Source organism: Flagellimonas rhodophyticola (assembly GCF_049332665.1).
GTDB lineage: Bacteria > Bacteroidota > Bacteroidia > Flavobacteriales > Flavobacteriaceae > Flagellimonas.
This window is the reverse complement of record NZ_CP186326.1, coordinates 2,117,189-2,130,665: the sequence shown is the minus strand read 5'-3', so window position 1 is coordinate 2,130,665 and position 13,477 is coordinate 2,117,189. Positions and strand designations below refer to the sequence as shown.

14 protein-coding genes are annotated in these 13,477 nt (G+C 39.2%); 11 read left to right on the top strand and 3 right to left on the bottom strand.

The features are described 5' to 3' along the window. Positions 1-4 precede the first annotated feature (4 nt). Positions 5-1,447 carry an acetyl-CoA carboxylase biotin carboxylase subunit gene (locus ACOKFG_RS09665; protein ID WP_422861139.1) on the bottom strand — a complete coding sequence of 481 codons (1,443 nt, stop codon included), beginning with the start codon at positions 1,445-1,447 and terminating at the stop codon, positions 5-7. 8 nt (positions 1,448-1,455) lie between these two features. Next, a complete protein-coding gene (locus tag ACOKFG_RS09660) occupies positions 1,456-1,956 on the bottom strand; it encodes an acetyl-CoA carboxylase biotin carboxyl carrier protein subunit (RefSeq protein WP_299484861.1) in 501 nt (166 codons plus the stop codon). A 178-nt stretch (positions 1,957-2,134) separates the two neighbouring features. Between ACOKFG_RS09660 and udk the strand changes: the two genes are divergently transcribed. The 11 genes from udk to ACOKFG_RS09605 all read left to right on the top strand — a co-directional run bounded on the left by udk (position 2,135) and on the right by ACOKFG_RS09605 (position 12,437). Beyond that, complete coding sequence (gene udk / locus ACOKFG_RS09655) at positions 2,135-2,743, top strand: uridine kinase (RefSeq protein WP_299484859.1); 609 nt, start codon at positions 2,135-2,137, stop codon at positions 2,741-2,743. A 1-nt stretch (position 2,744) separates the two neighbouring features. Then, positions 2,745-3,077 (top strand): septum formation initiator family protein, encoded by a 333-nt coding sequence (locus ACOKFG_RS09650; protein WP_299484857.1) that lies wholly within the window; start codon positions 2,745-2,747, stop codon positions 3,075-3,077. Next, entirely contained in the window at positions 3,070-4,464 is a 1,395-nt protein-coding gene (locus tag ACOKFG_RS09645; RefSeq protein WP_299484855.1) for a methylmalonyl-CoA mutase subunit beta, read from the top strand. The genes ACOKFG_RS09650 and ACOKFG_RS09645 overlap by 8 nt, the downstream gene beginning before the upstream one ends. Beyond that, positions 4,457-6,535 carry a methylmalonyl-CoA mutase gene (scpA, locus tag ACOKFG_RS09640; protein ID WP_299484854.1) on the top strand — a complete coding sequence of 693 codons (2,079 nt, stop codon included), beginning with the start codon at positions 4,457-4,459 and terminating at the stop codon, positions 6,533-6,535. The genes ACOKFG_RS09645 and scpA overlap by 8 nt, the downstream gene beginning before the upstream one ends. 135 nt (positions 6,536-6,670) lie before the next feature. Further along, positions 6,671-7,444, top strand: a complete 774-nt coding sequence (locus ACOKFG_RS09635; protein WP_298793750.1) for an AAA family ATPase — start codon at positions 6,671-6,673, stop codon at positions 7,442-7,444. Next, positions 7,445-8,356 (top strand): ParB/RepB/Spo0J family partition protein, encoded by a 912-nt coding sequence (locus ACOKFG_RS09630; RefSeq protein WP_298793749.1) that lies wholly within the window; start codon positions 7,445-7,447, stop codon positions 8,354-8,356. Next, positions 8,349-8,996 carry a DUF5683 domain-containing protein gene (locus ACOKFG_RS09625; protein ID WP_422861138.1) on the top strand — a complete coding sequence of 216 codons (648 nt, stop codon included), beginning with the start codon at positions 8,349-8,351 and terminating at the stop codon, positions 8,994-8,996. Before ACOKFG_RS09630 ends, ACOKFG_RS09625 begins: the two co-directional genes overlap by 8 nt. 3 nt (positions 8,997-8,999) lie before the next feature. Further along, complete coding sequence (gene dapB / locus ACOKFG_RS09620; protein WP_422861137.1) at positions 9,000-9,701, top strand: 4-hydroxy-tetrahydrodipicolinate reductase; 702 nt, start codon at positions 9,000-9,002, stop codon at positions 9,699-9,701. 48 nt (positions 9,702-9,749) lie between these two features. Next, a complete protein-coding gene (lepB, locus tag ACOKFG_RS09615) occupies positions 9,750-11,489 on the top strand; it encodes a signal peptidase I (protein ID WP_422861136.1) in 1,740 nt (579 codons plus the stop codon). 14 nt (positions 11,490-11,503) lie between these two features. Then, on the top strand, positions 11,504-12,136 hold the full coding sequence (locus ACOKFG_RS09610) for a WbqC family protein (protein WP_422861135.1): 633 nt from the start codon (positions 11,504-11,506) through the stop codon (positions 12,134-12,136). Beyond that, entirely contained in the window at positions 12,129-12,437 is a 309-nt protein-coding gene (locus ACOKFG_RS09605) for a DUF6122 family protein (RefSeq protein ID WP_298793744.1), read from the top strand. The genes ACOKFG_RS09610 and ACOKFG_RS09605 overlap by 8 nt, the downstream gene beginning before the upstream one ends. Here ACOKFG_RS09605 and ACOKFG_RS09600 read toward each other — a convergent pair. Then, the gene (locus tag ACOKFG_RS09600; protein ID WP_299484846.1) at positions 12,426-13,475 is read right to left on the bottom strand and encodes an endonuclease/exonuclease/phosphatase family protein; all 1,050 of its coding nucleotides are present in this window, start codon (positions 13,473-13,475) and stop codon (positions 12,426-12,428) included. The two genes, ACOKFG_RS09605 and ACOKFG_RS09600, sit on opposite strands and share 12 nt — an antisense overlap. Positions 13,476-13,477: the final 2 nt, after the last annotated feature.

Below are 13,477 nucleotides of genomic sequence, written 5' to 3'. Positions count from 1 at the left end.
TACGTTAGTTTGTGGGTAGTTGTACTATTGTTTTGTCCTCAAGATATTGATGCAGTGCAACCATGGCGGCAATCTCTGCTGCGCTTTCGTTCTTCTTTTTGATTTTTTCGGGCGAGTAGTAATTCTTTACAAAATGGGTGTCAAAATTCCCAGATCTGAAAGCCTTATGGGCAAAAACAAAAGCGCCAAAAGGCAAGGTCGTCTGTACTCCCTTGATTTTATAATCCTGAATGGCATCAAGCATCAATTCGATAGCTTCTTCTCGGGTGTTGCCATAGGTAATCAATTTTGAAAGCATGGGGTCATAATAAATGGGAATATCCATTCCTTCATCGAAGCCATTGTCCACTCGGATACCTTCCCCTACCGGAAGTCGGTAAGTTTCCAAATTTCCCACACTCGGAAGAAAATCATTCAAAGGATCTTCGGCATATACCCGAAGCTCAACAGCATGCCCTTTAATTTGTAAATCTTCCTGTTTTATTGCAAGTCTCTCTCCTCTTGCAACCTTAATTTGAAGTTCTACCAAATCTACGCCTGATATCAATTCTGTGACCGGGTGCTCTACTTGCAAACGGGTATTCATTTCCAAAAAATAGAAATTGAGATCAGCATCCATTAAAAATTCCACAGTGCCTGCCCCCACATAGTCACATGCTTTGGCAACCATGGTAGCAGCCACTCCCATTTCCTCCCGTAGTTTAGGCGTCAAAATAGAAGAAGGTGCTTCTTCAACCACTTTTTGGTGTCGTCGTTGAATGCTACATTCACGTTCAAAAAAGTGAAGTACATTGCCATGGGTATCTGCCATCACCTGTATTTCGATATGCCTTGGGGAGGTAACATATTTTTCCAAAAAAACCGAACCGTCGCCAAAGGCCGAGGTGGCCTCACTTATGGCTCGTTCCATTTGAGATTCCAAATCCTTCTCCTTTTCGACAATCCGCATACCTTTTCCTCCGCCACCGGCAGAAGCTTTTACTAAAATGGGATATCCTATTTCATTGGCAATTTCCTGTGCTTTTGAAACATCGCTAATAGCTTCGTCGATTCCGGGAACCATGGGAATTTTATATGCCTTAACCGCTTCTTTGGCCATTAGCTTGCTTCCCATAATCCGAATAGCGTTAGACTTTGGGCCTATGAACGTCAAACCGTTTTTTTCAACGGCTTCAGCAAAGTCAGCATTCTCGCTTAAAAAGCCATATCCGGGATGTATTCCATCAACATTTAATTCCTTGGCTACTTTAATGATTTTGTCCCCTAGCAAATAGGATTTATTGGATGGTGCTTTGCCAATGCATACCGCTTCATCTGCAAATCGCACATGTGGGGCATTTCTATCTACTTCAGAGAATACGGCCACCGTACTTATTCCCATTTTTTTAGCGGTTTTCATTACCCTAAGAGCAATTTCACCTCTGTTGGCCACTAATATTTTTTTCATATTCCTTTCTATTGAAATTCTATTAGCAATTGCTTCTTGTCCACGGCTTCACCTTGCTTGACAGCGACTTTTTTAATCACTCCGCTTCGTGGTGAAGTAATGATGTTTTCCATCTTCATAGCCTCAAGTACCAATAGCTGTTGGTCTTCTGCAACTTCTTCACCCTCCTTAACTGAAATATCCAAAATAAGGCCTGGCATAGGAGCCTCGATGGAGTCAATATTTTTTGAACCATTTGATGCAAAACCCATATTTTTAATAAGCTCATCCAATGGAGTGCCTATTGAAACCTCGTATTCGTCTCCGTTTACTTTTACCAAGTACCTTCTTTTACCAAAATCAGCATCGGAAATCGACACTTTGTATGAAGCTCCATTTTTTAGAATGTGGAAGGTATTGCTTCCTGTTTTAAGAATATCCAGTTCAGAAATATTGTCCTCCGACAACTTAAAATCAAAGTCTTCCCTAACCTGAACCATGTATGATTTTTCCATAAAAATTGTTCCCATAGGTTACCCATATAAATATAAGGTTAATGCTACAATGCCACACAAAACTAGTCTCATAAACTTTATTGGATTATGATAATAATCATTCCGTATTGAACTTTAGCTGCGTAACTATGCATCAAGAATAGTAGTTTGGAAATCTTATCAAATGCTTACTTTTGGAACTAAAATTATCACCATGCTTATATTGGGGATTGCGGGAGGTACTGGATGCGGAAAAACCACCGTTGTAAATCAAATTGTAGATCAACTACCAGAAAATGAAGTCGGTGTGATCTCACAAGACTCATATTACAAAGATCTTTCCCATTTGACCAAGGAAGAAAGAGGGGCAATTAATTTTGATCATCCAAATTCCATAGATTTTGATTTACTGATTTCTCACTTGGAAGAATTGAAGCAGAACAAGTCTATCCAGAAACCCATCTATTCTTTTGTTGAAGAAAACCGCTTACAGGATACTATTCTAACCGAACCAAGAAAGGTAATGATCGTTGAGGGGATCCTGGTGTTGAGCAACGCAAAACTCAGAGAAATGTTCGACATCAAAATTTATGTACATGCCGATTCTGATGAGCGCCTAATTCGAAGGTTGCAAAGAGATATCCGTGAGCGCGGGCATGATTTAGAAAAAGTATTGACCCGATATCAAACGGCTGTAAAGCCCATGCACCAACAATTTATAGAGCCCTCAAAAGAATTCGCTGACATCATCATCCCCAACAACCATTACAATACTGTGGCTGTGGATATGGTGCGCACCATTATAAATGACAGGTTGAACTAAAATGGGATTGAAAGAGCTGAGAAATAAAAAATGGTTCAAGTTCATGAAGAACATTTATGTTCTTGTGCTAACTGTTTTTGTCATTTGGATGGCTTTTTTTGACACCAATTCCTTGATGATTCATTTGGAGCTTCGAAGCGAAATTCAAAAGTTGAAAAAACAACAGGAATTTCTTCAAGAAGAAATAGCTAAAGACAAAGAAATCTTGGAAAAACTATCGGATCAAGGTGAGCTGGAAAAATTTGCTCGAGAGAAGTTTTATATGAAGAAGGAGAACGAAGAAATTTTCTTGATCGAATATGAAGACAGCCTAAAAACCAAAAAGCATGAGTAAGGTCGAGCTGTTTGATGAATTTCCGGGTGTTTCTGCAAAACAGTGGAAACAAAAAATTCAATTTGATTTAAAGGGAGCAGATTACAATGAGACCCTTATTTGGGAATCTTTAGAAGGAATCAATGTAAAACCTTTCTATCATGCCGAAGACTTGGGTGAATTAAAAACGTTCTATCTTCCTGAAAAACATAATTGGAAAATTGGACAATCAATATATGCTGGTGATGCAAAACTAGCCAACAAAAAAGCAATCGACTCGCCTAATAGAGGTGCAGAAAGTCTCGTGTTCACCGTACCCGATAAAAAGTTGGATGTAAAAACATTGCTTGCAAATATTGATTTGAAGTCCACTACACTGCATTTTAATTTTCAATTTTTAGCAGCTGAGTCCATCAAAGAGCTACTTACATTTTTAGAAGAACAAAATACCACAGCTCACCTCAACATTGATATTATTGGCAATCTGGCAAGGACGGGAAACTGGTTTCACAATTTGGAAGAAGACCACACAATTTTAGAAGAAATCTATAGTGCAACTGAAAACCAAAAATGGGCCTCAACATTTAGTGCTGATTTATCGCTGTATCAAAATGCTGGTGCCAATATGGTTCAGCAATTGGCCTATGGTCTTGCCCATGCCAACGAATATCTCAACCATTTTAATACTAATTCTGAGCACACCAAAAGGGAATTTCCCATCACTTTCAAAGTATCGGTCGGCAGCAATTATTTCTTTGAAATAGCAAAACTGAGGGCGTTACGTTGGCTATGGAATACGATTGCTCCTGCCCATGGCTTTAACGCCGATTGCCATATTTTGGCCACTCCATCCAAGCGCAACAAAACCTTATACGATTACAACGTGAACATGCTTCGAACTACATCCGAATGTATGTCTGCTATTTTAGGAGGAGCCGATACCATTTGTAATATGCCATACGATGCTGTTTATCATAAAGATAATGAGTTTGCAGACCGTATTGCTAGAAACCAATTGTTGTTGTTAAAAGAGGAAAGTTATTTGGCCCAAGCCTCAAAATTGTCTGAAGGTGCTTACTATATTGAATCCCTAACACAACAGTTAGCACAAAAGGCATTAGATCTTTTCAAGCAAATTGAAAATTCAGGTGGATTCTTGTCAGAATTGAAAAAAGGCACCATACAACGAAAAATAAAAGAGAGTGCTTCCAAAGAACAGCAACTTTTTGATTCAGGTGAAATAACAGCGGTGGGCACCAACAAATATCAAAATGCATCAGATAAAATGAAAGCTGATGTTGAGTTATATCCTTTTGTGAAAATCAAACCTAGAAAAACTATACTGGTCCCCATAATAGAAAGGCGCCTCTCAGAAGAATTGGAACAAAAAAGGCTGGACGATGAGTAGAAAAAATCTTCAACATCTTGAGTTATCCGCTGCTACCGAACCGCACAATGCAAAAGGTACAACAAGTGGATATTCCAACTTTGCAGCTGGTATCCCTCCTTTTCTCCGTGGTCCATACTCCACCATGTACGTTCGTCGTCCGTGGACTATTAGACAATATGCTGGCTTTTCTACGGCAGAGGAAAGTAATGCCTTTTACAGAAGAAATCTAGAAGCAGGTCAAAAAGGGCTTTCAGTCGCTTTTGACCTACCCACACACCGTGGATATGATAGCGATAACAATAGAGTAGTAGGAGATGTTGGAAAGGCTGGTGTTGCCATTGATTCTGTTGAGGACATGAAAGTTCTTTTCGACGGCATTCCGTTGGATAAAATGTCCGTTTCCATGACCATGAACGGAGCTGTTCTTCCAATTATGGCTTTCTATATAGTCGCTGCCCAAGAGCAAGGAGTTTCCATGGAACAGCTTTCCGGAACAATCCAGAACGATATTCTTAAGGAGTTCATGGTTCGAAATACGTATATCTACCCTCCTCCTCCTTCCATGCAACTCGTGGCTGATATTTTTGAGTTTACGAGTAAATACATGCCAAAATTTAACAGTATCAGTATTTCTGGATATCATATGCACGAAGCGGGTGCCCCAGCAGCCATAGAACTTGCATATACGCTTGCCGATGGTATTGAATATATAAGAACAGGTATAAAAGCAGGACTAAAGATTGATGATTTTGCACCTCGTCTCTCCTTTTTCTGGGGAATTGGAATGAACCACTTTACTGAAATTGCGAAAATGCGAGCTGGTCGAATACTATGGGCCAAATTGGTTCAGGAGTTCAATCCGAAAAATGAAAAATCGCTAATGCTACGTACGCATAGTCAGACCAGTGGCTGGAGTTTGACCGAGCAAGACCCATTCAACAATGTGGCAAGAACCACAATCGAGGCGATGGCAGCTGCATTCGGAGGAACACAAAGTTTACATACCAATGCTTTGGATGAAGCTATTGCGTTACCAACAGATTTTTCAGCCAGAATTGCGAGGAATACACAAATTTATCTACAGCAAGAAACCCATATTACCAAAACGGTTGACCCTTGGGCCGGCAGTCATGAAGTAGAAAAACGTACCAAAGAAATTGCTGAAGAAGCCTGGGATTTGATTCAGGAAGTTGAAAAACTAGGCGGAATGACCAAAGCCATTGAGGCTGGTATTCCCAAAATGCGTATTGAGGAAGCCGCAGCCAAAAAACAAGCTAGAATCGACAGTGGTCAAGATACTATTGTTGGTGTGAATAAGTATGTTTTGAATGACGAAGATGAGCTTCAAATCCTTGAAGTAGACAATGATAAAGTCCGTAAACAGCAAATTGCTCAGTTAAAACAGCTTAAGTCCGCTAGAGATGAAGATGCGGTTCAACAGGCCTTGAACAGGATCATAACAGCATCCAAAAAGGCATTACAAATCGGTGCTGACCGTGAAAATTTGTTAGCTTTAGCTGTTGACGCAGCTAAACTAAGAGCCACCTTGGGTGAGATTAGTGATGCTATGGAAAGTGCCTTTGGAAGGTATCAAGCAAAAATTCAATCATTTACAGGAGTGTATTCCAAAGAAATCAAAAAAGACGAGAGTTTTGAAAGGGCCAAAAAAATGGCTGATGATTTTGCGGTTCAAGAAGGAAGACGACCACGAATCATGATTGCAAAAATGGGACAGGATGGCCATGATAGAGGAGCAAAAGTTGTTGCTACTGGCTATGCCGACCTGGGCTTTGATGTAGATATCGGTCCACTCTTCCAAACACCTTCAGAAGTGGCCAAGCAAGCTGTGGAAAACGATGTGCATGTTTTGGGTATTTCATCATTGGCGGGAGGACACAAAACACTGGTCCCTGAGGTCGTCAAAGAACTGAAAAGCTACGGAAGGGAAGATATTCTTGTCATTGTAGGAGGTGTAATCCCAAAGCAAGATTATAAGTACCTGCTCGACCACGGCGCTGTAGCAGTCTTCGGCCCGGGAACTAAAATAAGCCAAGCAGCCATTGAAATTTTAAAGATTTTGATGGACTGAAGTCCCTTAAAACCCTTAGAATTATAACTTTAACTTTCTTTAACGTGCATTGGGTGTGTTATTCACCTAGTGTTAACAAAATACATTTTTTAACGTCTTAAATAATCGTATTTTTAGCACCTAACTTACTATGAAATGGGCAAGATAATTGCTATTGCGAATCAGAAGGGTGGTGTAGGTAAGACAACAACTACAGTGAACCTAGCTGCCTCTCTTGGTGTACTGGAAAAAAAGGTGTTGTTGATTGATGCCGACCCTCAGGCCAATGCCACATCCGGTTTGGGCATTGATGTGGATAGTGTTGAACATGGTACGTACCAGTTATTGGAACATACCAAAACTGTTGATGAGGTTATCATACCGACCGATTCTCCCAATGTTGATTTGATTCCAGCTCATATTGACCTAGTAGCCATTGAGATTGAGTTGGTTGACAAGGATAACAGAGAATATATGTTGAAGGAAGCACTCAAAGGTCTTGGTGATCGCTATGATTATATTCTAATTGATTGCGCTCCATCCTTAGGGTTATTGACATTGAACGCCCTTACAGCAGCGGATTCCGTCATGATACCTATTCAATGTGAATATTTTGCATTGGAAGGATTGGGAAAACTATTGAACACTATTAAGAGTGTTCAGAAAATACATAATAATGATTTAGACATTGAAGGTATGTTGCTGACAATGTATGATTCAAGATTACGTCTTTCCAACCAAGTTGTGGAAGAAGTTAAAAAACACTTTGCAGATATGGTTTTTGACACCATAATCCAAAGAAATGTTAGGCTAAGTGAAGCACCAAGCTATGGCGAAAGTATCATCAAATATGATGCAAGTAGCAAAGGAGCTACCAATTATTTGAACCTGGCCAATGAAGTATTGAAGAAAAATAAGGAGAAAGTTTAAATGGCGAAAGCAACCAAAAAACAGGCTTTGGGAAGAGGTCTGTCCGCTCTATTAAAAGATCCCGAAAATGATATTCAATCAGTATCGGATAAAAATGCGGACCAGGTCATTGGTAATGTCGTTGAATTGGATATTGAGTCCATAGAAGTAAATCCTTTTCAGCCTCGCTCTAACTTTAATGACGAAGCGCTTAAAGAATTGGCAAGTTCTATAAAAGAGCTTGGAATCATCCAGCCGATTACGGTAAGAAAACTAGATTTCAACAAGTTTCAGCTTGTATCAGGGGAAAGAAGGTTTAGAGCTTCAAAATTGGTTGGACTTAAGACTATTCCTGCATATATAAGAATTGCCAATGATCAAGAATCATTGGAAATGGCATTGGTTGAAAATATTCAACGTCAAGATCTTGATCCTATTGAAATAGCCCTCTCTTACCAACGTCTTATAGATGAGATTCAGGTCACACAAGAAAAACTGAGTGATCGTGTTGGTAAAAAGCGATCTACAATTACCAATTACCTGCGATTGTTGAAATTACATCCAATCATCCAAACTGGGATGCGTGATGGATTTGTAACAATGGGCCACGGCCGAGCCCTAATAAACATCGAAAAGAAAAAGGATCAAATCAACATCTATGAAAAAGTGGTTTCCGATGGACTTTCTGTTAGAGAAACAGAGCGATTGGTCAAAACTTATAAAGATGGAAAGAATGGGACTCCTTCGGTTAAAAAACAGGATGCTGAAAAAGAAGTGCCCAATTTTATCTCTAAAGGGTTGGATGCTTTAAAAAAGCGTCTATCAACTCAAGTTGACATCTCTACCTCACAAAACGGAAAAGGAAAAATCGTAATTCCTTTCCACTCCAAAGAGGAATTCCAGCGATTAAGAAAATTATTGACAGGTGATTAAGAACCTCCTTTTTGTTTGCGCTTTTCTGCTTTCGTTTAGTTTCACTTTCTCCCAAGAAAAGGAAGAGGGTGAAAAACAGCATCCACAGGAAATTGATTCTCTTGCCTTAGATCTTGAAGGTGAAGGCATAACCATTGACGAGATTACCTATCAGAAAAAAAGAATCAACCCTTTGGCACCGAGCAAGGCAGCGTTTTATTCGGCCATACTTCCAGGGTTGGGTCAAATCTATAATAAAAGGTATTGGAAAGCACCCATAGTGTGGGGAGCTATTGGTACAGGTATTTATGTATACTCTATCAACAATACTCAATATAATAAGGCCAGGGATGCTTTTAAAAGACGAAGGGCAGGTTTCAGTGATGATGAGTTTTTTGATTTAAATGGTGATGGTAGTGGTCCGGATATTTCTTTGGAAGCCCTTCAAGATGCACAAGAAGCAAGGCAAAGAGACCGTGATTTGGCATTATTGATTACCATTGCGCTTTACGCATTCAATATTATTGATGCAAATGTTGATGCCCACCTCAAACAATATAACGTGGATGACAATCTTTCCATAGATTTTAAACCATATTTAGACCTTAATCCACTGACCAACAATCCAAACTATGGAATGGCATTGGTCGTTAAATTCTAGCTTATGAAGATCGGTTTGTTCGGCTATGGTAAAATGGGTAAAATGATAGAGCAAATAGCGCTACAAAGAGGTCATACCATTGTTTCAAAGGTCGATGTTGGCGCTACAGATATAGATTATTCAAATATGGATGTCGCCATAGATTTTAGTACCCCAGATGCCGCTTTCAATAACATAACAACCTGTTTTGAGCATAATGTCCCCGTGATTTCTGGAACTACGGGGTGGCTTGAAAGGTTTGATGAAGCATTGGATGTTTGCAAAGCGAAAAATGGAGCATTTATTTATGCCTCGAATTTCAGTTTGGGTGTCAATATATTTTTTGAGTTGAATTCTTATTTGGCCAAAATGATGTCCTCCATAGACCAATACAAAGTTTCTATGGAAGAAATTCATCATACACAAAAACTGGACGCACCAAGCGGTACAGCTATTACCTTAGCAGATGGTATCATAGCAAACACCGCTTATGCCAATTGGAAATTGGATGAAGATGGGGCAACCACCATTCCAATTACATCCAAGCGAGAAGGTACGGTTCCAGGAACGCACATCATTAACTATCAAAGCGCGGTGGATGGCCTAGAAATAAAACATACTGCCCGTAATCGGGAAGGTTTTGCACTTGGTGCAGTAATTGCTGCGGAATGGATCAAAGGAAAAGCTGGGATTTTTTCAATGAAAGATGTGTTAAACCTAAATTAAAAAACGTAACAATACCATAGACTTTCAGTCTAAAAAATAAACTTCGATATGGACGGTACACAGTGGGTCATTTTTATCTTGATCATACAGGTAATTCACTTCCTAGGAACCTGGAAACTTTACGTAAAGGCTGGTAGAAAAGCATGGGAAGCCGCAATCCCAATTTACAATGGTGTGGTTTTAATGAAAATTATAAATCGGCCTTGGTGGTGGGTGTTGTTGCTTTTTATTCCCATAATCAATTTGTTGATGTTTCCTGTGGTTTGGGTTGAAACCATACGAAGTTTTGGGAAAAACAAGCTTATTGACACTTGGGCTGTTATTCTTACCCTCGGCTTTTACATTTATTATATAAATTATGCGGAAGACGTAAAATATATTGAAGACCGGGACCTAAAACCTAGAACAGGGTTAGGTGAATGGGTAAGTTCTATCGTATTTGCCATTGTAGCTGCGACCTTTGTGCATACGTACTTTATTCAACCATACGTCATTCCTACCGGTTCATTGGAAAGAACACTCCGTATTGGTGATTTTCTTTTTGTGAGTAAGTTTCACTATGGTGCAAGGATACCCATGACCACTTTGGCCGCTCCTATGGTTCACGATACTCTACCAGGAATCAAAAAGAGGTCCTACATTGCTGATGTTGAACCGGAAACTTATAAAACTTCATGGAAGAATAAATTGCAGTTGCCCTATATGAGATTGCCTGGCTTCCAGGAAATAAAAAAGAATGATATTGTCGTTTTTAGCCTTCCTTCGGACACCTTATACCAATTTTTCAAGGCGGAGAAAGCCGTAAAGAAACCGATTGATAAAAAATCCAACTATGTAAAAAGATGCGTTGGAACACCTGGAGATTCATTGGCTGTCATTGACGGTTTTGTACATATTAACGGTAAAAAGTTAACGCTTTCTGATCGTGCGAAAGTAATGTACGATTACATAATATACTCTAAAAAAGGCGTGTCTAGCAGACTTTTAGAAGAAATCGATGCCTCTGACTACCTGAGAAAATATTTTGCAACCGGTATTAATCAGAATCAGGTAAATGCGCTTTCATCTTATATTGTCGGAGTCGGACAAGCAGCTAATGGAAAAATTGAGCTCACCACTCGCGAAAAAGGAATTCCTACTGAAGTTATACGTCAGTTACGATTATCCTTGACCGAAGAAAAGCCAAGATCAAGAGTAGCCAACATGACTGATGAGATGGTTGCCCAATTGCGCAACAATCCAGCTATCGATTCCGTGGTGAAGACCATGGAACCGAAAGGAAGGTATGGTGGCTCATTCCCACAAAAGGCCAATTTCTATCCTTGGAACAGTGATAATTTCGGACCTATATATATTCCAAAAGCCGGAACTACGGTAGAAATCAATTACAGAACCATTCCGCTTTACAAGAAAATCATCCGCGATTACGAATACAATGATGTAAAAGTATCTAGCAACAAAGTCTACATAAACGACCAAGAGGCTTCATCCTACACCTTCAAGCAAGATTACTACTGGATGATGGGTGACAATCGAGATCATTCCGAAGACAGTAGGGCTTGGGGCTATGTCCCGGCCAATCATATCGTAGGTAAACCAGTATTCCTGTGGATGAGCTTTGATAACTTTAATGATGGATTGTTTAATTGGAAGCCACGCTGGGATAGGATTTTCACAACCGTTGGAGGTGGCGGAGAGCCCATCTCATACTTTAAGTACTTTTTAATGGTGATAGCCGGTTGGTTTATTTTTGATTTTGTCAGAAAACGAAGAAAAAAGAAAGCATAATACCCTCTGTTCAGTTGAAAACTGTTGTTCATCCGACCTATTTTCCAAGTGTGGCCACATTTTCGGTTCTCGTCCAAAAAGAGGTCTTATGGGAGGCGCATGACAATTTTCAAAAACAATCTTACCGAAACCGATGCTATGTCTGTACCGATCAGGGCAAGCATATGCTAAACGTTCCTATTCGACACTTAGGCAAAAAAGAAGGAAGGCAAAAGTATAATGCTGTGGCCCCTGATAATAGTTACCCCTGGCAAAAAATCCATTGGAGAACTTTGGAAACGGCCTATAGAACTTCTCCTTTTTTTGAGTTTTACGAAGATGATTTAAAACCAATTTTTGAGGAGCCTTGCCCTTCCCTTTTTGATTTCAATATGAAAACCATCAAAGTAATTGGAGATTGTTTGGGCGTTCAAATTCCGGATAAAAAAACGGAAACCTACGAGCGAGAGCTTTCAGAAAAAGAAGACGCTCGGTTTCTGGTAGAAGCGAAGAAAGAACTATTGATTGATATGAATCCGTACCCTCAAGTCTTTGAGGAACGACATGGTTTTGTTCCCAATCTAAGTATTCTTGATCTTTTGTTCAACGAAGGAACCAATGCACTTACCTACTTAAGAAATCAATCCCTGGACTTTTTAAATGCTTAGGTTTTTAGTCCATTATGGAATTCATATCATAGTACCTATTCTCATCGCAGTAATCTTTTTTAAGGAAAGACGGCTTAAGGTGTTTTTGATACTTATGGCTGGAATGCTAATAGATTTAGACCACCTGTTGGCAAATCCGATTTTCGACCCAAATCGTTGCAGTATAAATTTTCATCCTTTGCATAGCTACGTGGCCATAACAGTTTATTGCATTCTCCCATTTTTTAGATGGACAAGGATATTGGGCCTTGGATTAATCATCCATATAATAGCAGACACAATAGACTGTCTACTCATCTGATTTAAGTCTCAGAGTAGACATGACCGGGTAATGATCTGATAACTTCACATCGAAGTTTTCATGGGAAATAACCTCAAAATCAGAATCAGCGAATATGTAGTCAATTCGCATGGGAAAACCGAGAAGGTTGTAGGTTCGTCCAAATCCCTTGCCTTTTTCTAAAAAGGTGTCTTGTAAATCTCCTTTAATGGTTTTGTAAATATTGGAATATTGAGTATTGTTGAAATCCCCGACAACAATTTTTTTATGACTCGTCGACTCCATACTGGCTCTAATCAAATTCGCCTGCTCATCTTGCTTAAGCATAACTCCTTTGGATTTCGCCAATAATTTGGACGATTTTTGGTTTTTAATGGCATCAATTTCCGGAATTATTCTGAAAGATTGTAAGTGAACATTATATATTCTTATTGTATCCTTTTTATATAATATATCAGCATAAACCGCACTATTTGCGCTGTTCGGAAATAAAATGGAGTCCTTGGCTAAAATTGGGAATTTCGAATAAATGGCCTGTATTACTCTGGTAGCTGGCTTTCCGTAGACATAGTCAATATATTTATACGGGTATTGACTGAGCGCATTATTTCGCTTCATTTCATAGTAGCATTCCTGAAAACAAAGGATGTCTGGACTTTTACGGTCTACGAAGTTTAGTATTAAACTGTCTACGTTTTCGATATCTAGTTGGCGATGCTCATTGAATCGTCGAGAATTGAACGACATTATTGATAATTTCTCAACGTCATTTACATTTTCAACTTGATTTGAAAATTCATAGAAAGAGCCAAGAATCACATACCATGCTATAAACATCATAGCCGACCAAAGCCATAATTTTTTCCTTCTAAGCAACCAAAAAGAAACAAACACCATATGGACACAGGCCAAAATTGGTGTTACTAAACTAACTGTAGATAAGGTTGGCATATAGGTAACGGGAATATAAGGCACTAGTAGTGCAATTGCCGTAACCAAAACAAAAATAAGGTTGACAAAAAGGATAAGTTTATTTAAAAAAGGAAAAAATCTTTTCACAC